We start from the raw sequence: 21,745 nt of genomic DNA on the forward strand, positions 1-21,745 counted from the left end.
AGAGCGCCCCCCGAAGGTGCGCTCTTTGTATTGGCGAAAATCCCCTTCCCCCCCTTGCGCCTTCAGGCGGCGAATCGGTGCCCGAAAGCTCCGGGTCTTTTCGGCGCCCTTATCTTGACAGGCTTTTCGTGAAGGAGTAAAATGATTTTACTTATGCGGGTGTAGCTCAGTGGCAGAGCCTCGGCTTCCCAAGCCGATCGCGAGGGTTCGATTCCCTTCACCCGCTCCACGGCCCTCGGGCCGTTTTTTTATTGCTTATGCGGGAAATTCCATAAGGGAATAGACGGGCACGCCCATTTTTTCCCGGCCGTTTAAGCCCTGAAGCTCGATTAAAACCAAGCAGCCCACCACTTCGGCGCCTGCCTGTTTACATAATTCCACTGCCGCGCTCCCCGTGCCGCCGGTGGCCAAAAGGTCGTCGACGATGAGCACCTTCTCCCCTTTTTCCACGCCGTCGACGTGCATTTCCACCTTGTCGGAGCCGTATTCCAATTCATATTCGGCGGAGATGGTGTCTGCGGGAAGCTTGCCCGGCTTTCTTATAGGCACAAAGCCCACGCCCATGTCGTAGGCCAGGGGCGCCCCCAGCAAAAAGCCCCGAGCTTCGATGCCTACGATTTTGTCGATGGCTTCATCCTTCACTAAATCCTTCATGGCGTCGATGGCCGCGCGGAAGGCCTCGCCGTCTTTTAAAAGGGTGGTAATGTCCCGAAAGATGATGCCTTCTTTCGGGTAATCCTTTAAGCTTCTGATCTTATCTTTTAAATCCATAGTCGCCTCTCTTTCTTTTCTATTCATTTATACCCTAAAACTGGGTATAGAACAAGTAAGGAGGGGACTATGGAGCAATTATCCCAATTACAAAAAAATTACTACCGCCTTTTGGCCGAAAAATACCCGTCTCGCGACCGGGCTCTGGCCGAGGCGCTCTTACTTGAAAGCGGCCTGAATCTGCCGAAGCCCACGGAGCATTTCGTCAGCGACCTTCACGGAGAGTATCGCGCCTTTACCCACGTCATCCGAAACGCCTCCGGGCTTTTGCGCCGCTACATCGACGAGCTCTTCCCGAAAAAATCCGAGGCCGAGAAAAAGCGATTGGCCACGATTTTGTACTACCCGGAAGAAAAACTCAGGCTTTTAAAAGAAGCCCTGGCGCCCGACGAATACGACGCCCTTTTAAAGACCACCCTGGCCGACCTCATCGTCGTGGCGAAGCGAGTGGCGGCGAAATACGACCACGATCAAATCGAGGCCACCTTTCCCGAAGACCGAAAGAAAATTCTGAATCTCCTTTTATTGGAAGAAGCGGGGCTGCGCCACAAGGCCGGCTATGTGAAGACACTCCACGAAAAAATCGTGGCCTACGGCGAAGGGGAAACCTACATTCGCGACCTGGCGGATCTTTCCGTGCGCTACGCCGTGGACACCCTCCACGTCATCGGCGACATTTACGACCGCGGCGAGGAAGCGGAAAAGATCATGGACTACCTTATGGCCTCGCCGAAGGTGGACATTCAATGGGGCAATCACGACATCGCCTGGATCGGCGCCTGCGCAGGCAACTTCGCCCTCATCGCCACGGTGCTTCGCATCGCCCTGCGCTACAATGTGCTTCACACCATCGAAGACGGCTACGGCATCAATCTCCTGCCCCTGGTGCGCTACGCAAAAAAATACAAGGCCACGGCGCCCTTTTATCCGAAAAATCCCGACCCCCACGCGGCGCAAAACGAAAGCTTGGCGAAGCTCCACAAAGCCATGGCCATCTTGCAATTTAAGGCGGAAGGCCAACTCATCGCCAAACACCCGGAATATGACATGAGCGACATGGCCCTTTTGCACCGCATGGATCTCGAATCGGGCACGGTGGAAGTGGGCGGAAAAATCTATCCCCTTTTGGATACAAACTTTCCCACCGTGGATCCCGCCGACCCCTACGCCTTTACGGACGAGGAGCAAGAGGTGGTGGACAGGCTCACGGAAAGCTTCACCGGTTGCGAGCGGCTAAAAAAACACATCCGCTTTATGATCGAATCGGGGAGCATGTACTTGATTCGTAACGACAACCTGCTCTTCCACGGCTGCTTGCCCACAGACGAGGCGGGCAACTTCGCCCCCACCTCCGTTTTAGGAAAGCCCCTGGCCGGGCGGGCGCTATTGGATGCTTTCGATGGTGCCGTGCGGGACAGCTTCTTCGCCCGAGGCGAAAAACAGAAACAGGCGGCGGACCTCATGTTCTATTTGTGGTGCGGCGAAGCCTCGCCCCTTTTCGGCAAAGCACGGATCACCACCTTCGAGCGCTACTTTATCGCCGATGAAGCCACCCACGTGGAAGAAAAAAATCCCTACTACCGCCTGAGGGAAGAAGCGGATTTCGCAAAAAAAATCCTCCGCGCCTTTCACATCGACCCGGACCGCGGCAAAATCATTAACGGCCACACCCCGGTGAAGCGGAAAAAAGGCGAAGAGCCCGTAAAAGCCGAGGGCAAAGTCCTGGTTATCGACGGCGGCTTCGCCCACGCCTACCGAAAGACCACGGGCACGGCGGGCTACACCCTCATCTCCAATTCCTACGGCATCCTCCTCGCCACCCACAGCCCCATGAAAGACGAAGCGCGCCGCATTGCCGACGATATAGATATTACCTCCTCCTTGGCCTTTGTGACGGAATACAAAAAAAGGCGACCGGTAAAAGACACCGACGGCGGCAAACAGGCGGCAGAAACCATCGAGGAACTGCTTACGCTGGCAAAACTCTACGAAACAGGCGAAATCAAGACACAAAAATAAGGCCCCGCGAGGCCTTATTTTCTTGCGCGTAAATTCAATTTAATCTCTGTATGCCCGCACGTGGTAGGTTTTTCCCCGGCTTTTCATGCCGTCTAATTGCTCGATGGCGCTTTTGGCGGCCTTCTTCGGCACTTCGATCACGGTGTGGTGGTCGCGAATTAAGATATTGCCCACCACGTCGGCGCCGAGATCCGTTTCTTTTTTAAAGATGGCGAGGATGGCTTTGGGGGTGATGCCGTCTTTTCTGCCCTTGTCCATGTAGAGCTTGGCGTTGTTCGTGAAGTGCTTTTTGCCGGATTTTTCCTTTTTCTCCTTGGTCTTGCGGTCTTTTCTCAGGCCCCGTGCGCGGAATTTCTTGCCGTAGTCCACCTCATCCAGTGCGTCGTGTTTTTTCGACTGGGTGCTGTCGTCTAAAAGCTTTAATAGGGCGGCGGAAATTTCCACGGCGCCGTATTCTAAGCGGAGCATGCTTTCCACCATGGGTTTGTACCGGGAAAGGTCCGCCTCGGCGTCCAGGATCTCGGCCACTTTGCCTTCCAAATTCTCCCGCTTATTTACGTCCATTTGCTCCATGGTGGGCAGTTCCATGTAGGCGAGATCGGCCTTGGTGTAGCGGACGATGTCTTCCAGCTTGTAAATGTCCCGGCCCACGATAAAGGAGAAGGAGAGGCCCTTGCGCCCTGCCCGCGCCGTGCGGCCGATGCGGTGCACATAGTATTCCTCGTCTTGGGGCAGGTCGTAGTTCACCACCATGTCCACGTCGCCCACGTCGATCCCGCGCGCCGCCACGTCGGTGGCGACGAGCATGTCGATGGAGGAATTTCTGAAGCGCTTCATGACCGAATCACGCTGGTTTTGTTTCAAGTCCCCGTGAAGGCCGTCGACAGCATAGCCTCTCGAGGCCATTTCGCTCACCAGGGCGTCCACCCGCTTTTTCGTGTTGCAGAAGACGATGGCCAGGGTGGGATCGTAAATATCCACGAGTCGGCTTAAAATTTCCGGCTTCATGGAGGCCTTCATTTCCAAATAGTATTGCTCGATGTTTTCCACGGTGAGCTGTTTGTGTTTGATGCGAATGATCTCCGGATCCCGTTGGAATTTGGCGGAGAAATCCATAATGTCTTTTTCCATGGTGGCGGAGAAGAAACAGGTTTGGCGATCCTCAGGCGTCTCGTCTAAAATGGTGCGCATGTCGTCGCGAAAGCCCATGTCGAACATCTCATCGGCCTCATCCAAGATGGCCACGGCGAGGTCGTCGAAGCGCAGGGTTTTTCTGCGCATGTGGTCCATGACCCGCCCCGGCGTGCCTACGACGATTTGCACGCCGCCTTTTAAGGCGCGGATTTGCCGCTCGATGCTGGTGCCGCCGTAGACGGGGAGAATTTTCACGCCTTTTTTGTAGGCGCCTAAATTAGCCAGTTCGTTGGCCACTTGCAGGCAAAGCTCACGGGTGGGGCAGAGCACCAGGCCTTGAAGGGGGCCCTTTTTTTCTACTCGCTCCAGCATGGGAATGCCGTAGGCGGCGGTTTTGCCCGTGCCCGTTTGGGCCTGGGCGATAACGTCTTTGCCTTCTAAAAGGGGCGCCATGCTCTCGGCCTGGATCGGGGACGCTTCCTCGAATCCCATGGCCTCGATGCCTTTTAGAATGGCTTCCGACAGATTAAATTCATTAAATTTCAAATGTTCCTCCTCGTTGCAAAAAAAAAAGCAGTCCCGCGGACTACTCAGTTGGTTTGTTTATCTGATTATTTCACTTCTTCCTATTATGAAGGAATGGGGAGACAATTGCAAGGCTTTCGGAAAAAGAATTAATGTTTAAGTATCGGTAAAGATTTTTTAAAAGGCGAAAAAACTCCCCGTAATTTTTTGCCTTATGCTAAACTTAAAGTAGACTGCTTTGGATAAAAACAAGGCGTGAAAGGAGTTTCGGGATTGAAAGATAAAAATGCCATTGAAAAATTTGTGGACCGCGCCATGGAAGACGACGACTTTCAGGACGTGGCCGATGTCATAGAAAAAAGCGTGGAAAGCGCGATTCAGTACTCGAAGATGGGCGCCGGCGCCCTGATGCGCGGGGTGAAAAAAGGCTTCGGGCCGAAAGAGCCCGTGCGCCTTCCCGTAAACCGGGATCCCGCCAAGGTGAAGCAGAAGGTGACATCACCGAACACTTGGTTCTGGCTGAGAAATGCAGCCGGGCTTTCGGCCTTGGGCTCCTTTGTTTGCGCCCTCATGGTCTTTATCGACGACATCGCCTATGGTGTCTTATCCTCCGACACCATTGCCGCGTTCCTCTTTCTTATGATCTCGGCTGTGGTATTCGCCGCAGGCACCCTCATCAGCCAGCGCAATATGATTTTGGCCCGGGATTTCTTCCGCATTCGCCGGGAGATTCAAGACCAGTCGGTGCTGGCCGTGGAAGACATCGTCACGGCGCTGAATAAGCCCCAACAAACGGTGGCAGCGGAAATCAATCACATGATCCGTAAAGACTACCTGCCCCAGGCCCGCCTGGTGGAAGGAGGCGATTTGCTCCTCATCGATCACGCCGCCTACAAGGCCTACAAAGACAATTACATGGGCCGCGCCGTTCCCGTGAAGGAAAATGTGCCGGAAATCGACGAGGCGGAAGCGCCTACCGACGACGACCGGGCCACCGCCATGGAAGATTACGAAAAGACGTTAAAAGAACAGCGGGATCGTGCCCACGACTACGTGATGAAGGACAAGATCTCCGCCCTCTTGAAGCTTTTGGATGCCATTCGCCATGCGGTGAACACGGATCCCGGCCGTGTGGAAAGTTTAAACAAATTCGTAGACTACTACACCCCCACCACCATGAAGCTCATCGAGCGGTTTCTCCAGTTTGAATCCTCCTCGGTGATCACCGAGGCCATTCGAAAGACCATGGACGATATTTTGCGCTCCCTGGACAAGGTCATCGACGGCTACGAAAAATTATTAGACACTTTGTATAAAGACGACCTCTTGGATCTTAACGCCGAGATGGACGTCATGGAAACGGTAATGAAGCAAGACGGATTAATCGATGAATCGGAAGGAGACGAATTCCATGAGTGATGAAATCAAATTAACCTTAGACGGCGCCACCGACGCAGAAATCGAATCGGAACTGACTTTGGAACCCAAGGAAGTGGACGCCCAAGTGAAGCTGACGCCGGCGGAGCAAAAGCAGGTGGATGAATTTGCCAAGACCATCGACCTGACCAATTCCTCGGTGATCCTTCAATACGGCGTGGGGGCACAGAAAAAGATCTCGAATTTTTCCGAAAAGACCTTAAACTCCGTGCGCACGAAGGATCTCGGCGAAGTGGGCGGGCTTCTCTCCCAGGTGGTGACGGAACTGAAGAGCTTTGAAGACGAAGACGAAAAGGGCCTGAAGGGCTTTTTGAAGCGCTCCACCAACAAGGTGACCGCCATGAAGGCCAAGTACGACAAGGCGGAAAAAAATGTGGACGACATTGCCCGCATCTTGGAAGGCCATCAAATCACCTTGATGAAAGACATTTCCATGTTGGATCAAATGTACGACCTCAACGAAAAGTACTTTAAGGAACTTTCCATGTACATTCTCGCCGGCAACAAAAAGCTGGAAGATGTCAGAAATCGCGAGCTTCCCGCCCTTATGGCATCGGCCACGGAGGGAAGCCTGGAAGCTCAAAAGGCCAACGACCTGCAAAACATGGCCAATCGCTTCGAAAAGAAGATCCACGATTTGGAACTGACCCGCATGGTGAGCCTCCAAATGGCGCCGCAAATTCGCATGGTGCAGGCATCGAATACGGTGATGGCGGAAAAGATTCAGTCCACGGTGGTAAACACCATTCCCATTTGGAAAAACCAAATGGTTTTAGCCCTGGGCGTACACCATTCGGAGCAAGCCGCCGAAGCCCAAAAGAAGGTGTCGGATCTTACCAATCAGCTCCTGAAGAAAAACGCCGAAACCCTGCGCCAAAGCACGGTGAATGTAGCCAGGGAAAGCGAACGGGGCATTGTGGATGTGGACACCATTCGCTACACCAACGAGCAGCTTATCGCCGCACTGGATGAGGTACGAAAGATTCAGCTGGAAGGCCACGAAAACAGAGAAAAGGCCAAGCGGGAGCTGGAAGCCCTGGAAGCGGATCTGAAGCACCGCCTTCTTCCCCAAAACAATCAATAGAAAAGACCCCTTGCGGGGCCTTTTTTATTGGAAAAATTTATTTGTATCGAATTACCTGCTTCCCTTTGCCTTCTCGTAAATCATCTTTCCCACTTGCACCGCGAGGATGGCGCATGCGAGGTAAAACAAGAGATTCAGCGGATATATTCTTACATAGTAGATGGGATTGGCGAAACAACTTCCATCTTGACGAAAATCCAGCTCTTGATAAACCGGCGTTAAGAGAAAGCAGATTAAAAACAAGAAGACATCCATGGCAAGGATAATCTCGCGCCTCGTAAAAAGTTTTTTCTGTCCTCTGCGTCCATGGTCGACGGCTCCTTCTCCCGTCAAATCATCCATGGTCACGTCAAAAAACGTGCAAAGCTTCAGCAGATTGCTCGTGTCGAGCACCGCCAAATCCTGTTCCCATTTCGATATGGCTTGACGGGACACATGAATGGAACCTGCCAATTCTTCTTGGGAAATGCCCCGCTCTTTTCTAAGGGAGTAAATCCTTTCTCCTATTGTCATGGTTCCTCCTTTCTTTTCCCTTCTATTTTGCCGTTATTTTATCTTTTTCGCCGCCCATTTTCTATCTATTTCGGGTGGCAATGGAGCAACCGGACTTTCCAATTCAGTTTTTTCTCTGAATGGAGGATTTTTTCATCCTATGTTCACTGTACACATAAAAAGATCCTCCCACAGGCGCTTGTTCTTCGCCTGATTTCGTTTTATCTGCTTCCCTTTGCCTTCTCGTAAATCATCTTTCCCACTTGCACCACGAGGATGATGCAGGCGAAGGCAAGGAGAATGTTTAGGGGGAAGTGGCGCAAGTAGTCTCGGGAATCCGTAAGGTATTGGCCATACACCGCGTTGTCCACCCACTGAAACAGGGGCGCCAAAAGAAAGCACAGAAGGAACAGAGCCCCGTCCAGGATGAGGATTATCTCCCTCTTTGAAAAGCGCCCTTTCTTTTCATCGCATTCCGCTTCCCTGCCTTCGAGGTAGGCCATGGTGACGTGAAAGTAGCCACAGAGCTTTAAGCGATCGCCGTAGCCGGGCACCTGCGTGTCCTGTTCCCATTCCCACAGATCGTCTACGGACACTTCCAAGGCTTCTGCCAAAGTTTCCAAGGCCATGCCCTTTTCTTTTCGTAAATTCGCTATGCGATCTCCTAATGTCATAGGTACCTCCTTTTTTTGTTTTATTTAATACATTATATCAAAAACTACCCCCCACCATAATTTTTATGAAAAAACGGCACACCTTTCGGTATGCCGCTTCATTTCATTTTTTACTCAACCCGCCGTGGCGCCCTTCACATCTTCCGCCAGGAGGGATTTTTCCCCGTGGGTCTTAATGGGATCGAAGGTGAGGCGCGCGATGTTAAAGGCGTGGTCACCGATACGTTCCAAGGTACCCAAGATATCCACGAAGAGGGAGGTGGTCACCGTGGCTTCTTCGTGTTGGGAAGTCATGCGCCTGAAATGGGAGGCGCGGAGTTCGTATTCCAGGTAGTTGAGGTTGTTTTCGTCTTCTTTCATGACGTCGTAAAGGTGGTGATCGCCGGATTTAAAGACTTCCACCCCGTTGACGTACATGTGGATCAGCAGTTCGTAAATGGATGTGAGCTCGGTCATGGCTTCTTCATGAAATTCCTCGCCGGAATCGTAGATCATTTCGAAGTATTCCACGAGATTTTGTACCAAGTCGCCGATGCGCTCAAAGTTTTTTTGCACCTGAAGGCTGGCGGAGTATTCGTCGGCCAGTTCTTCGGAGAGGGACTGCTTGGAAATTTTCAAGAGGTAGGACTCAATTTTCGTATCCAGGGAGTTAATCATGTCTTCCAATTGATTGACTTCGTGGAAGTGTTTTTTATCTTTGGTCAACAGATACTCTTTGCTGTCTTGAAGGGACTCAAGCACGATTTCGGATACTTGCAATATGGCCGCCTTGGCTTGAGAAAGGGCCCCGGCGGGGAATGCCGTAACCATGGCTTCGTCCAGCTGAATTTTCCCCAGCTCCAAGGTGAGGTCGTCGCGTCCGGGCATGATTTTTTTCAAGAGCAGGACGCATTTGGGGATGAGGGGCAGGAAAATGAGCATGCCCACGAAGTTGAAGGTGAAGTGGGCCACGGCCACGGTCATCATGTCGTTTAAGTGGAGCATCTTCGACACGTAGATGACGAAGCGCTCGTAGGGGCTGATAATGGCCAGGAAAAATATGGACACGGACACATTAAATAAAAAGTGGAACAGGGATGTGCGCCGCGCGGCGAGGCTGCCGCCGACGGAGGCCAAGGCCGCAGTGACGGTGGTGCCGATGTTAGCGCCGAAGACCAGGCCCAGGGCCGCCACCAGGGTAATGGACTTGGTGGCATAGAGGGTTTGCACGATCCCGACGATGGCTGAAGACGACTGAATCACGCCGGTGACCACGGCGCCGATTAGTGCGGCGAGGATCGGTTGGCGGCTAAGCCGGACGACCATGTCGGAAAAACCGGGGATGTACTGCAGTTCTTTTAATGCGTCGCCCATAATGTTTAATCCGATAAACAAGAGGCCGAAGCCGAGGATGATTTCTCCTAAATAAATGGTTTTTTTCCTCTTCGCCATAAGGATGAGGAACACGCCTATCAGCAAAATAAAATAGGCCAGGTAATCCAATTGAAAACCGATTAAAATCGACGTCACCGTGGTACCGATGTTGGCACCAAGGATGATGGCGATGGCTTGGCTCATGCCCATGAGCCCGCTTCGCACCAGGGAAATGGCGATTACCGTGGCCGCCGATGAGGACTGAATCAAGCCCGTCATGACGATGCCCACGAGGACTGCCATGAGCGGGTTGGACGTATATTTTTCAATATAGTCCCGGATCTTCGTGCCGGCAAACTTCGTTAAGCTGTCGCCCATGAGTTTGACGCCGAAAAGAAACAAGCCCAGACCGCCGGCGATAAAATGCCAGTCGATTTGAGACCATGAACTTATCTCGCCCATATACTCTCCTTCCGTCACATTGTTTCCTATAGTCGGTCTTATTATATCAAAAAGTAATCCGGTGGTAAGGTGTATGTTAAAAAAAGCCGTTTTTTATTTCGGCCGGGCACAAAAAAAGCGCCTGCGAGAGGCGCTTTTAAGGGATGCTTTTATTTCCAATAATCCAATTTGCTTTCGTCGAGGCCGATGTTTCTGCCGATAAAGTGGGGATCTTTGCCGGCGTGGGCTTGTTCTTTGTAGTCTTTTAATGCGGCCAGGGCTTGATTGCCTAAGAGCAAAATGGCGGGGATGTTGACGAGAACCATGAGGGCCATTAAAAAGTCCGCCACGTTCCATGCCAGTTCCATTTTCATGCTGCTGCCCAAGAAGATGAGGAAGATGGCCACCAGTCGGTAGCAAAGCATGAAGGTTTTGGAGGGGGCTTTTTTGTGGAGATAGTTGAGGCAGCTGTCCACGTAGTAGAGATTGCCTAAAAGGGTGGTGAAGGCGAAGAGGGTCAAGCTCAGGGAGATAAAGACGTAGCCGTAGTGTCCGAAGACCGTAGCCAGTGATTCCTGTACATAGGCGGCCCCTGCCAATTCTTCCGTGGCTTCAACCCCCGATGCCATGGCCATAAATGCCGTGGCGGAGCAGATAACCAGGGTGTCTAGGAAGACGGAAAACATTTGAACCAAGCCTTGTTTTACCGGGTGGGACACATCCGCCGAGGCAGCGGCGTTGGGCGCAGAACCCATACCGGCTTCGTTGGAGTACAGCCCCCGCTTGATCCCTTGAACCAGGGCGGAACCGGCCAATCCGCCGAAGATGGCTTGGAAGTTGAAGGCATCGGAGAAGATGTTTTTAAATACGGTGGGCATGTAGCTGATGTTTTTCACGATCATAAACAGGGCCATGGCCACGAAGATAATGCCCATGAAGGGCACCAAGGTGGAGGTGGCCTTGATGATGCGCTTGCCGCCGCCTAAGATGCAGTAGCCGGCGACGATGGCGAGGACGGCGCCGATGATCCAGGTGGTCTTGCCTTCCACGAAGAAATCGTAGACGCGGAAGGAGTCGGTCATGTTGAAGGAGGCGAGCATATTGAAGCCCACGGCGTAGGTTAAGATCAAGAAGACGGCGAAGAGTACGCCGATGGTTCTGGAGCCCAGGGCGATTTCAATATAATAACTGGGCCCGCCGTAGCTGGTGCCGTGCTCGCCTCGGCGCTTATAGATTTGCGCCAATGTGGATTCGATAAAAGCCGATGCGCCGCCGATTAAGGCGATGAGCCACATCCAGAACACGGCACCGTAGCCGCCGAGGCAGATGGCTTGGGCCACGCCGACGATGTTGCCCGTGCCGACACGGGAGGCCGTGGAAACCATAAGGGCTTGGAAGGAGGAGACTTCTCCTTCGTGGGGCTCTTCTCTCAAGACGCGGAGGGATTCTCCGAACATCGATAATTGCAAAAATCCCGTGCGCACGGTGAAGTACAGGCCGGCGCCGATTAAGATAATAATAAGTATAGGGTAGTACAAATATCCGTTTACTTTCAGTAACAGATCCATGGGTCACCTCAGTTTCATCACAATGTATACAGCGTACTTGTTGGTTCACATTTTATCACAACCGACTACATTGTAAAAGTTTGTTTTGCATTAACACGGATTTTTCCGCTCTGCTCTGAAAAAGCGATGCCTTTCTCTCGAAAAAGCCGCTTTTGACGCAAAAAAAACAGCGCCTGAAAAGGCGCTTGTTGAAATTAATCGGCGAGCTTCGGTGCGATTTTTTCCATGTAGGTTTCGATGCGCTTCGCCATGGGCGGGGCGAAGTCCCCGGCTTTTAACATGGCGTCGATTTCGCTTTTTCCGACGAATTTATAATCTTCCACTTCGCTTTTTTGCATTTTGATCTTGTCCACGTCTCTTACGAGGAGAAAGATTTTGGAAAATTTCTGTTCTTCTTTTAAAGTGCCGAGGAAGGTAAGGTCTCTGTCCGTGGCCGTGATGCCCACTTCTTCTTTCAGCTCCCGCAGGGCGCCTTCAAGGGGGCTTTCCTTTCCGACCACGCTTCCCATGGTAAATTCCCATTGATGGGCGAAGGTTTTGTTTTTGGCTCGTTTCGTGACCAGGAGTTTGCCTCGGGAGATGACCATGACGCCTGCGACGACGAAGTATTCCGTCTCCTCCAGCTCCTCTTTTCGGTCTTTTAAATAGCCCAGGTAGTTAAAATTCCCGTCGTATATGCGTCTCAGTTCCACGGCGACCTCCTTTATTTGCTCACATTGTTTTTCACGCGCTTCAGGCGGAAGAAATCTTCCCGCTCTTTTTCCGCCAAAATCTCTTCGATTTCTTTTTTCGCCGCCTCGTATTTGGGAATTTGGATTTTTTCCAAGGCGTTGGCCCGCTTCACGGTTTTTTTAATTTCCTTGGCCAGGCGATACAAATCCGTTTCGATTTCCGCCAGTTCGTAAATCCGCGCCCGCATGTCGTGCATGCGAATGTAGGCTTCGTCGAAGGCGAAATTGGATTCAAACATACTGAAGGTGGATTGGGGCTTAAAGGCCTTGTAGTGGATCTCGGGGATCTCCACCCCCATGACGGAGCGGTAGCCGATGCTGTAGGGCTCTTCCGTGGGCATGGATTTGCTCATGCTCACCACGGATTCCCACCCCATGGTCACCGAAGCCATGGTAAGGGCGTCGTAGGACTGGCCGAAGCGCTCTTCCACCTCTTGTTGAATGGTTTGGGCCCGGGCGTTTAGGCGCATGATCTCACGCATAAGCACGGCCCGCTTTTTGTCTAAAAGGCCGTAGCCTCTTTGGGCAAAATCCAGGGCGCTTTTTATTTTGATTAAATTGGCTTTCGTCGCCGTCACGCGTTTCGCCATAGCTCACCTCTAATAATATTTTTCCAAAATTTTGGGATCGATGCGAACCAAATTGTCTTTGGGCAGTGTCCTCAAGAGCTCCCAGGCTTTGTCCAAGGTCTCGTAGATGGTCGAGGATTCATTAAAGTCCTGGCCGATAAATTCGTTTTCGAATCGTTTACCGAATGCCAAAATCTTTTGGTCGTTTTCCGAAAGTTCTTCTTCCCCGATAATTTGTGCCAAGGACCGCACCTCGATGCATCGGGAATAGGAGGCAAAGAGTTGGGCGGAGACGTCGGCATGGTCTTCCCTGGTGTAGTCGGCCCCGATGCCGTCTTTCATTAAGCGGGACAGGGAGTCCAAAATATTAATGGGGGGATAAATGCCTTGGCCGTGGAGATCGCGGGAAAGGACGATTTGCCCTTCGGTGATGTAACCGGTCAAGTCGGGGATCGGGTGGGTGATGTCGTCGGAGGGCATGGTCAGAATGGGAATCAAGGTGACCGAGCCCTTTACGCCTTTAATCATGCCCGCCCGTTCGTAAATGGCGGCGAGGTCGGAGTAGAGGTAGCCCGGGTAGCCTTTTCTCGAAGGCACTTCTTGTTGTTGGGAAGACACTTCCCGCAAGCTTTCCCCGTAGCTGGTCATGTCGGTCATAATGACCAAGACGTGTTTGTGCCGCTCAAAGGCCAGGTATTCCGCCGCGGTAAGGGCGCATTTCGGCGCGATGATCCGCTCCATAATCGGGTCGTCGGCGTAGTTCATGTAGATGACGACTTTGTCCATGACGCCGGCTTCCATAAAGCTGTCGGTAAAGAAGGAAGCCACTTCCCGCTTCAGGCCCATGCCGCAGAAGACCACGGCGAAGTCGTCGCTGCCGCCGTCGTCGGCAATGTTGGCCTGGCGAATGATTTGGGCGGCGAGCTCATTGTGGGGAAGCCCGGCGCCGGAGAAGATGGGGAGCTTTTGCCCCCGAATCAGGGTCATAACCGAGTCGATGCCCCGAATCCCCGTTTGGATGAAGTTTCTCGGGTATTCCCGCGCCACCGGGTTCATGGGCTGGCCGTTGACATTGTAAAATTTGTCGGCATAGACGGGGCCGCCTTTGTCGATGGCGCGGCCGATGCCGCTGAAGCGGCGGCCTAAAATTTCCGGAGACAGGGGAATTTCAAAGGGCCGTCCTTCGAAGACCACATTGAGGTTTTCCGTGGAGACCCCCATGGATTCGCCGAAGACCTGTACCGTGGCGGCATCGTCGTTGATGCCGATGACGCGGCCTACCAACATCTCGTTGGTGTCTCGATTGGTAATGGAGACGATTTCGCCGTAGCGTACTCGGTGCAGGCCGGAGAGTTGAATCAGGGAGCCTTCAATGGTATCTAAGCGTAAATACTCTTTCTTCACGTCCTACACCTCCTTTTCTTCCGATGGGCTTTCGCCATCCGTCTCTTTGCTTTGCCCTTCGGCTTCTTTTTTTTCTTTAATTTCGTAGGCTTCCATTTCATCTTCGGCGATGCCGTATTCGATGCGGATTTCCCTGTAGTGTTCTTGAATGTCGTTGATTAAGTGGGTAAAGGCCCTTAAATCGTCGTTTTCGATGTTGTACTTCATGTTGACGATTTTCGTGTAGAGGGCATTGTCTTTCACTTCTTCAATGGAAATGCCCTTTTCCAGCACCACTTTGCCCTCTTCGTACAAGGTGTCGATGACTTCCATCATGGCAAATTGTTTTTCCAAAGGCACGTATTGGTCGATGGGGTTAAAGGCATTTTGTTGCAGGAAGGCGTCTTTAATCATGCGGGCGACGATTAAGAGGAAGCGTTCCTTATCGGGAAGCACGTCCTCGCCGACGAGCATGACGATTTCCTGGAGCCGGGCTTCTTCGGTGAGGATGTTCATGAATTTCTTCCGAAGGCCGGGGAGATCGCCGTCCAGGCGGTTGTCGTAGTAATTGGACAAGGCACCGATGTAGCCGGAGTAGGAATGGAGCCAGTGAATGGCCGGGTAGTGTCTGGAATAGGCCAGGTCTTTATCCAGGGCCAAGAACACATTGACGAAGCGTCGGGTGTTTTCCGTGACAGGTTCGGAGAAGTCGCCCCCGGCCGGGGAGACGGCGCCGATGGTGGTGACGGAGCCTTCCGCACCGCAAAGGGTTTTGGCGGAGCCGCTGCGCTCGTAGAAGGAGGCGATGCGGCTGGGAAGGTAGGCCGGGTAGCCTTCTTCGGCGGGCATTTCTTCCAGTCGGCCGGAAATTTCCCTGAGGGCTTCCGCCCAACGGGAGGTGGAGTCGGCCATCATGGCCACGTCGTAGCCTTGATCTCTGAAGTATTCGGCGATGGTAATGCCGGTGTAGATGGAGGCTTCACGGGCCGCAACGGGCATATTGGATGTGTTGGCGATTAAGATGGTGCGCTCCATGAGGGGCTTGCCGGAGTTGGGGTCGATAAGTTTCGGGAAGTCTTCCAATACTTCCGTCATTTCGTTGCCCCGCTCGCCGCAGCCGATGTAGACGATAATGTCCGCGTCGCAGAATTTGGCGATGGCGTGCTGGGTCATGGTCTTGCCCGTACCGAAACCACCGGGAATAGCCACTGTGCCGCCTTTGGCGATGGGGAAGAACACGTCCAATACCCGCTGGCCGGTGACCAGGAGTTGGTCGGCGTCTAAAAATTCGCTGACGGGTCGGGGAATACGCACGGGCCAGGGATGACTCATGGCCACGTCGTGTTCTTCGCCGGCTTCGTCTTTGACTTTGCAGACGGTCTCGACGATGTTGTACTCGCCTTCCTCAGCGATCCACACCACTTCCCCGGAGACGTTGGGGGGAAGGATGATGCGGTGGGTGATGATTTCCGTCTCTTCCACGGTGCCGATAACGGCGCCTTTTGAAAGCACATCCCCTACTTTGACCGTCGGTTTAAATGCCCACAACTTTTCCAAATCCAAGTTCATCATGCCGATGCCTTCGGGGATAAAGTTGCCGTATTTTTCGTTGATGCGGTTTAAGGGCCGCTCGATGCCGTCGAACATATTGCCCAACAGGCCCGGGCCTAAACGCACGGAAAGGGGGCCTTCGGTGCTCACAATGGCTTCATCGCGCATAAGGCCTTCTGTTTCTTCGTAGACTTGTACCGTGCCTTCGTCGCCGTGAATGGCGATGACTTCGCCGATGAGCTTTTTCTCCCCGACCTGCACCATTTCCCGCATGGAGAAATCCCCCATGGGTCGTCCGATGACGACGGGACCGTTGATCTTGATGATTTTCGCTTCTTTACTCATGGTCCATCTCCTCTCGGAACAGGCGGTAGAGCAACTTGCCGATGGCGTAGCGCTTTTCGTCGATCATGGTGTAGATGTCGTAGTTTAAACTATAGGTTCTGTCCATGTCGCTGATGGTGTGTCCGCCGATGCGCGTATCCTCTAGCGTCTCTCCGTGAAGGGTGATGCCCATGCCTTCGGCCATGACCTTAAATCCATCGAAGAAGCGATCCATATCCGCCGCCACCATGGAGAAGCGGTATTCCCCGGGCTTTAACTCCTTCAGGGATTCTTCCACGCGGGCAGCGAGGTCCTCGGCATACTTTTTCGTCCGCGTGTATTCCATGGCTCGCTCGCGAATGGCTTCGATGAAGTCTTTTTTTAATTCGTTGATCTTTTTCAGTTCCAAGACACGTTCGTTTTCCTTGGCCTTGGCAATTTTTTCATTGCCCATGACCCGGGCGAGCTCCGCACGGCGACGAACGATGTTGTCTTTTTCTTCGTCCAGTTGTTTTTCCTTGCGCTCAATAAGGCTGTTTTTTTCCTGTTCCCATGCCTTTTTGCGCTTTTGTAAATCCACGAGACGCCGCTTGTAGACGACGTCTTCGAATATTTCCAGTTTGTTTTCGACTTGCAGCATTTTCTCACCTACTAATCCAGTTTGACCCCGATGGCATCGCGAACGTATTTCATAATGAAATCTTCTTCCGAGTAGCCATCTCTACCGGGCAATGTGCAGATAAAGGGACTGCGTTTTTTCTCTTTCACCGCCAGAACCTTCTCTTCCAACGCGCGAAAGTCCTTTTCGTTTAAGATAATCATGCCGATGTTTTTGTCTTTAAGGGCGGCGTCGAATTGGGTGTTTAATGCCTCTGTATCGCTGCAGAACACGCCTTCGAAGCCGCTCATGCGAAGGGCGACGAGAAATTCGTCGTCGCGAGAGATGACCCGGGAGATCATTAGAGCTTGCCCAGGATCATAATGGAGATGATCAAGCCGTAGATGGCGATCCCTTCCGCCAAACCGACGAAGATCAGGGTTTTACCTAAGATGGAGTCGTCTTCACTGACAGCACCCAGTGCGGCGCTCCCGACGATGCCCACGGCATAGCCCGTGCCGATGGTGGCAAGGCCCGTGGAAATGGCGGCGGCCAAAAGGCCCAGGCCGTTTACTTCAGTGGCGCCGGTTGCGGCGTGAACGACGCCCGGTGCGAGGAGCACATAGGCGGCGAGGACGGTGGGGATAAAGGCGAGGAGATTGGTGCGCATAGCTTTTTTCAGTTTCACGCGGTCAGCGGAGACGCCTCGTTCCAAAAAGACGAAGCCGGCTGCAATGGTGGATAAGACGACGAGGGATGCTAAAAATAATATTTTTTCCATAATAAACTCCTTCTCAATGCTTGTTTTTCAATTTCAGATTGTCGGAGCGGAATTCCCGTCCGCTGCCGTCGTAGTAGCGACTGAACAATTCGTAGTATTCCAGGCGCAGGCCTTGAATAAAGACGATGAGTCCTTCCAGGCCGATGATTAAAATGTTGCCTAAAATTAAGATCACGTAACCGCCTATATCGTGGGAGGCCATTTCGCTCATGACGTGGAAGGCCATAAAGAGCCCCACGTGGTTAATGGCAAAGGCGCCGACACGAATAAAGGACACGATCCCCGATAAGGTGGAGATCAACAGCTCGATCATGGAGAAGGAGCTTTCGATGAAGTAGCCGCTCTTGTTGCCTTGATAGTCCACATCGGTCTTTTGAATCTTCGCCATAATGGGCTTTTTGAAGATCATAAGCACGATGGATATCACGAGGATTCCCGCCGCCACGGGCATGGGAATAAAGGACACGATGCCGGCCACATCGAGGATCATGGCTAAAAGCATGGCGAAAACCAAAAAGCCGAAGAGGCCGTGTTCGCCGAAGAGGCCCCGGGCCAGGTCTTTGTTTTTAATGGCATTGGCAAAATTCATGCCGTAGGCCATGACAAGGAGCACGATGCCGAAGCCGATGGCGGCCATAAGCACTTGCTCGATGTTTTGGAAGGGCCTGAGCCACAAGGCGTCGATAACATCTTCGTAGCCGAAGACGGAGCCGTACAAAAAGCCGAAGACCACAGAGGATGCGCCCATGCGCATGAGAAGGCCGCCCATGTCTTTTTGTCGGCGCTTCGAAAGAATCAGGCCGATGAGGAAAAAGACCGCCCCTTGTCCCACGTCGCCGAACATGGCGCCGAAAAGGAGCATATAGGTAATGCCGACGAAGATCGTCGGGTCGATTTCATTGTAGTGGGGAATGCCGTACATGCGAACGAGAAGTTCGAAGGGCTTAAAGAATTTCGGGTTGTTCAGCTTCGTCGGCGGGGTAATACCCTGAGCCGCTTCTTCTTCGCTTTGGGTGGTGATGATGACATCGGGGAATTTCTCCGTGCGGCGGCGTATTTCTTCGACGCCGGCCTCGTCGGTCCAGCCCGTAATGAGGAAGTGTTCCTTGGCCGTAGCCATTTGTTGCTTGGCTTCTTCCACCCGGCCCAAAAAGAGCATGTGACCTAAAATTTCACGCACCTTGTCCCGATCGTCGCGGTAGAGGGTCTTTCGCTCCTCATCCAGCTCCGACAGGCGGGTGTAGAGATCCGTTTCTTCTTTTTCAAGCTTGGTCAGGGTTTCTTTGGCCGTACCCATGGCATTTTCCATAACGGGCACGTCGATCCAGTGCAGGGATTTCAACACCCGATCGATTTCATCGGCGACCTCGTTGGGGTAGACGATCATGTACACTTCTTCATCTTCAAAGGTGCCTGTGTGAAACACAATGGCCAGAAGATTTTCGTAGCTGTTTTTCAAGCGCACCCGCGCCGATTTTTCCAGGCGGCCGAAGCGGGCCGTGAAATACTTCATGTCCCGAATTTGGTTTAAATCCACATCCACGTTTTCAAAAAGAGACACATTCTCCTTGAACATGGCGATGGCCTCCAGGCGCTCGTGAATCGCATCGTACTCCTTGCGCATGGGCTCGACTCGATCTAAAAGGGCCTGATACCTGCGGTTAAGGCTGTCGGCATCTTCGAAACCGGTGATCTTTAAGTCCTTAATATGGAAGTAGTCCACCAATTTTTGCGCCTCTTGGGCCTTTTGTCTGATGTCCGTATTGACGGGAAAAGGCGCCAGATTGTTTAAATCCACCACCATGTCCACATTGTCTTCGAGAGAGTAAATATTGCTGTTCTCCGCCAATTGCGTCATGGCATCGACCATATCCAGTGCCTGGGAATCCAAAATCTCGAAGAGAATATCCCGCAGATTTTCGATTCGGCCGACGGCACTGAGCATGACCATTCTCTCTACTGCCATACTTCACCTTCTTTCATAGGAATCGTAAGTAGACTCCTGATTAAATCTTTTCCGAAACCGAGTCGGAGCCCTTCCAGCGTGGTGGAGACGTCTTTAATGGCATCTTCCATCAGGATGGACAGGGCCACGATTCGGCCCAGGCTTAAACCCGCCTGTTGGTACTGTTTCATATACATCAGGGCGAGATCTCGCGTCGCCAAAATGTCGGTCATGTGATTGTCCCTTTTTTCCTGAAACAAGAAAGAAAAGGAGGAGGCGCGCACGGAGCGCACCAGAGCTTCCACATCGTCGGCGTAAATCCACGTCTGCAAGAGCTTTTTGGGAATGTTACCGCCGCGAATGGCGAAGTTTTCCATTTCCGACTTTAAAATGTCGTAGGTTTTTTTGCCACGGTAAATGTATCGGATATTCAACAGATCCACCCGGCGGTTCAACATGGCCGTCACGGAAGCTCTGTCTTTTTTCGGCAGCTGTTTCGCTTCTTTAATTAAATGCTCGTAATAGCTTCTGTCCAGCTCCATTTCGATGTAAAAAAGAATCCGATCCCGGGAGACGTCCTTGTAAGGTGCAAGGATACGTCCGTAGGGGGTGGCATCTAAGATTTTAAATAATTCATCGGGACCCAGGGGCTGATCCTTCGGAAACAGGGCGGGATCCAAGGCGAGGACGCTGTTTCTTACAATGTTCACATCCTCGTCGTGGTACACCGCCCGAAAGATTCGCTTCAAATCCTGAATTTCGTAGCGCGTTAAGATGGCGTTGTAAAAGCGCCGGGCCGGTCCCTGTAAGTAATAGTGGAAGCTGTTCAACGTGTCGCACACTTTGTGAGCCATTTTCACGTTGACTTCCAGTAAATGGGGATTCTCGGAAAGTTCCAAGCCCCAAGTGCTTTCCAAAATCGCCAGGCCGTCTTTAATGTTTCCCGCATCCAGAATCCTCAGAGGCACTTCAGGCTTGAGAAAGCGGGCGTAAACGGCCACGGCTTTGGTGTTGACTGCCGCGTAACTCATATTCGCCTCCCACTAAATGTCCAGGAGTTGAAACGCTTCTTCCACCAATTCCGCTTTGTGGGCTTTATAGACCGCATCCACCGACTCCAACTTTTTTCGATTGTTTTCTTTAATTCCTTCGACCACTCCCATGGCCTCGTTGTAAATCTTATCGTAACTTTCCTTCGCCGATGCCTTCGACGCTTCCCGCTCGTCTACTTCCAATTCCGTGAAATGTTTCTGCAGATCCGCCTTTTCGTCGTCGATGGCTTTTTCTTCATTGCGAACCATGGCGTCGGTTCGTTCGTCTAAATCAATGACGCTTCGAATCAAGTGTTCCAACGTACTCCCCTTTCCATTTTATATTCGGTAAATCCTCAGGCGAGAATTTACAGTTATGATCATTTTAGCACTTGCCCCCTGTTAAAGCAAAAAAACGCCCCTGTAAAATCCGCAGAAAACGCCGATTTGTGCCGTTTATATTGCGAAAAGAAAGGTTTATCAGCAAAAAAACGGATCCGAAAAAAATCCCCTCTGTCAAAACCAGTCGAAAAAACATGTTCTTACATTAAATAAAGGGATAAAAGGACAAAAGAACGTCTCTTTCGGCCCGCCTTTTCTATTTTCTCTACCCCAAAGTAAAAAAAGGTGGCTTTTTTGCAAATTTTTTCCAATTCTCAGTGAAATTGCGCCGCTTTTTTGGTATAATCTTATTAACCTATTTATTTTGATTAAAGGAGGTGCATATCGTGCACATCAATCGCTTCACCGGTGATTCAATCGACACATATATTCTCTCTCTCTTAAATGAAAACAGCCGCATGTCCTTAAGCGACATCGCGAAAAAAGTGAGCCTGTCCGTATCGGCTACGCGCAATCGCATCCACCGCCTGGAAGATGCGGGCGTCATCGCCGGCTATACCATCCTCCTCGGCGGAGAAACGGACGATTCCTACATCCATTCCTTCTGCCTCATCGACATTTCCGAGGAAGACAATACATTGGAAGAGTTTATTAACTACATCCAAACCTCGGATCAAGTGACGGACTGCTGGAAGCTCATGGGGGAATACCAATTCTTAATTCGCATTAAATCCACCTCGTCGAAGGCCTTGGATGACTTTTTAATGCGGTTGAGAGAATCCATTACCATTAAAAGGACCAACACCATCGGCGCTTTGAATCAAGTCAAGGGCAAGGACATTCGGGAACACAATGCCATTCGCATTAAGGAAAAATAAAAGCGGGCGCTTCGGCGCTCGTTTTTTTCGTGGACGCAAAAAAGACAAACCCCCCCTCGAGGTTTGTCTTTTCTTTTTTCTCGCTTATCCATTGGAAAGCGACGCCTCAATGGT

Annotated in this window: 20 protein-coding genes and 1 tRNA gene; 5 read left to right on the forward strand and 16 right to left on the reverse strand. The window is 51.9% G+C overall.

Annotated features, from left to right (window positions below):
- The first annotated feature begins 155 nt into the window (after nucleotides 1–155).
- A tRNA-Gly gene (locus tag WKT05_RS07270) sits at nucleotides 156–229 on the forward strand.
- 26 nt (nucleotides 230–255) lie between these two features.
- Here the strand turns inward: WKT05_RS07270 and WKT05_RS07275 are convergent.
- Nucleotides 256–771: an adenine phosphoribosyltransferase gene (locus tag WKT05_RS07275; RefSeq protein ID WP_340413552.1), complete on the reverse strand. Its 516-nt coding sequence runs from the start codon at nucleotides 769–771 to the stop codon at nucleotides 256–258.
- Nucleotides 772–840: 69 nt separating this feature from the next.
- Between WKT05_RS07275 and WKT05_RS07280 the strand changes: the two genes are divergently transcribed.
- Nucleotides 841–2,790, forward strand: coding sequence for a fructose-1,6-bisphosphatase (locus tag WKT05_RS07280; RefSeq protein ID WP_340413553.1), 1,950 nt, complete (start codon nucleotides 841–843; stop codon nucleotides 2,788–2,790).
- A 39-nt stretch (nucleotides 2,791–2,829) separates the two neighbouring features.
- Here WKT05_RS07280 and WKT05_RS07285 read toward each other — a convergent pair whose 3' ends face one another.
- On the reverse strand, nucleotides 2,830–4,470 hold the full coding sequence (locus WKT05_RS07285) for a DEAD/DEAH box helicase (protein WP_340413554.1): 1,641 nt from the start codon (nucleotides 4,468–4,470) through the stop codon (nucleotides 2,830–2,832).
- A gap of 252 nt (nucleotides 4,471–4,722) precedes the next feature.
- Between WKT05_RS07285 and WKT05_RS07290 the strand changes: the two genes are divergently transcribed.
- The gene (locus WKT05_RS07290) at nucleotides 4,723–5,868 is read left to right on the forward strand and encodes a 5-bromo-4-chloroindolyl phosphate hydrolysis family protein (protein WP_340413555.1); all 1,146 of its coding nucleotides are present in this window, start codon (nucleotides 4,723–4,725) and stop codon (nucleotides 5,866–5,868) included.
- Entirely contained in the window at nucleotides 5,861–6,970 is a 1,110-nt protein-coding gene (locus WKT05_RS07295) for a toxic anion resistance protein (RefSeq protein WP_340413556.1), read from the forward strand. The genes WKT05_RS07290 and WKT05_RS07295 overlap by 8 nt, the downstream gene beginning before the upstream one ends.
- Nucleotides 6,971–7,021: 51 nt before the next feature.
- Here the strand turns inward: WKT05_RS07295 and WKT05_RS07300 are convergent, their stop codons facing one another.
- The 14 genes from WKT05_RS07300 to WKT05_RS07365 form a co-directional block, all read right to left on the reverse strand.
- Nucleotides 7,022–7,483: a helix-turn-helix domain-containing protein gene (locus tag WKT05_RS07300; protein WP_340413557.1), complete on the reverse strand. Its 462-nt coding sequence runs from the start codon at nucleotides 7,481–7,483 to the stop codon at nucleotides 7,022–7,024.
- A gap of 200 nt (nucleotides 7,484–7,683) precedes the next feature.
- Nucleotides 7,684–8,136: a helix-turn-helix domain-containing protein gene (locus tag WKT05_RS07305; protein ID WP_340413558.1), complete on the reverse strand. Its 453-nt coding sequence runs from the start codon at nucleotides 8,134–8,136 to the stop codon at nucleotides 7,684–7,686.
- Nucleotides 8,137–8,250: 114 nt separating this feature from the next.
- Nucleotides 8,251–9,951: a Na/Pi cotransporter family protein gene (locus WKT05_RS07310; RefSeq protein ID WP_340413559.1), complete on the reverse strand. Its 1,701-nt coding sequence runs from the start codon at nucleotides 9,949–9,951 to the stop codon at nucleotides 8,251–8,253.
- Between the two features lie 149 nt (nucleotides 9,952–10,100).
- Nucleotides 10,101–11,498 (reverse strand): alanine/glycine:cation symporter family protein, encoded by a 1,398-nt coding sequence (locus WKT05_RS07315; RefSeq protein WP_340413560.1) that lies wholly within the window; start codon nucleotides 11,496–11,498, stop codon nucleotides 10,101–10,103.
- Nucleotides 11,499–11,692: 194 nt separating this feature from the next.
- A complete protein-coding gene (locus WKT05_RS07320) occupies nucleotides 11,693–12,190 on the reverse strand; it encodes an NUDIX domain-containing protein (protein WP_340413561.1) in 498 nt (165 codons plus the stop codon).
- A gap of 11 nt (nucleotides 12,191–12,201) precedes the next feature.
- On the reverse strand, nucleotides 12,202–12,819 hold the full coding sequence (locus tag WKT05_RS07325; protein WP_340413562.1) for a V-type ATP synthase subunit D: 618 nt from the start codon (nucleotides 12,817–12,819) through the stop codon (nucleotides 12,202–12,204).
- A 9-nt stretch (nucleotides 12,820–12,828) separates the two neighbouring features.
- On the reverse strand, nucleotides 12,829–14,202 hold the full coding sequence (locus WKT05_RS07330; RefSeq protein ID WP_215506736.1) for a V-type ATP synthase subunit B: 1,374 nt from the start codon (nucleotides 14,200–14,202) through the stop codon (nucleotides 12,829–12,831).
- Nucleotides 14,203–14,205: 3 nt separating this feature from the next.
- Nucleotides 14,206–16,077: a V-type ATP synthase subunit A gene (locus WKT05_RS07335; protein WP_340413563.1), complete on the reverse strand. Its 1,872-nt coding sequence runs from the start codon at nucleotides 16,075–16,077 to the stop codon at nucleotides 14,206–14,208.
- Nucleotides 16,070–16,696: a hypothetical protein gene (locus WKT05_RS07340; RefSeq protein WP_340413564.1), complete on the reverse strand. Its 627-nt coding sequence runs from the start codon at nucleotides 16,694–16,696 to the stop codon at nucleotides 16,070–16,072. The genes WKT05_RS07335 and WKT05_RS07340 overlap by 8 nt, the downstream gene beginning before the upstream one ends.
- Nucleotides 16,697–16,707: 11 nt before the next feature.
- Complete coding sequence (locus WKT05_RS07345) at nucleotides 16,708–17,016, reverse strand: V-type ATP synthase subunit F (protein ID WP_340413565.1); 309 nt, start codon at nucleotides 17,014–17,016, stop codon at nucleotides 16,708–16,710.
- On the reverse strand, nucleotides 17,016–17,435 hold the full coding sequence (locus tag WKT05_RS07350) for an ATP synthase subunit C (RefSeq protein ID WP_215506727.1): 420 nt from the start codon (nucleotides 17,433–17,435) through the stop codon (nucleotides 17,016–17,018). Before WKT05_RS07350 ends, WKT05_RS07345 begins: the two co-directional genes overlap by 1 nt.
- Before the next feature lie 13 nt (nucleotides 17,436–17,448).
- Nucleotides 17,449–19,401: a V-type ATP synthase subunit I gene (locus tag WKT05_RS07355; protein WP_340413566.1), complete on the reverse strand. Its 1,953-nt coding sequence runs from the start codon at nucleotides 19,399–19,401 to the stop codon at nucleotides 17,449–17,451.
- Nucleotides 19,392–20,411 (reverse strand): V0D/AC39 family V-type ATPase subunit, encoded by a 1,020-nt coding sequence (locus tag WKT05_RS07360; protein ID WP_340413567.1) that lies wholly within the window; start codon nucleotides 20,409–20,411, stop codon nucleotides 19,392–19,394. The genes WKT05_RS07355 and WKT05_RS07360 overlap by 10 nt, the downstream gene beginning before the upstream one ends.
- Nucleotides 20,412–20,423: 12 nt before the next feature.
- Nucleotides 20,424–20,732, reverse strand: a complete 309-nt coding sequence (locus WKT05_RS07365; protein WP_340413568.1) for a hypothetical protein — start codon at nucleotides 20,730–20,732, stop codon at nucleotides 20,424–20,426.
- 407 nt (nucleotides 20,733–21,139) lie between these two features.
- Between WKT05_RS07365 and WKT05_RS07370 the strand changes: the two genes are divergently transcribed.
- Nucleotides 21,140–21,631 carry an Lrp/AsnC family transcriptional regulator gene (locus WKT05_RS07370; protein WP_340413569.1) on the forward strand — a complete coding sequence of 164 codons (492 nt, stop codon included), beginning with the start codon at nucleotides 21,140–21,142 and terminating at the stop codon, nucleotides 21,629–21,631.
- Nucleotides 21,632–21,745 lie beyond the last annotated feature (114 nt).

It is taken from the genome of Peptoniphilus sp. HCN-40583 (genome assembly GCF_037892835.1).
GTDB classification, from domain to species: Bacteria; Bacillota; Clostridia; order Tissierellales; family Peptoniphilaceae; genus Aedoeadaptatus; species Aedoeadaptatus rachelemmaiella.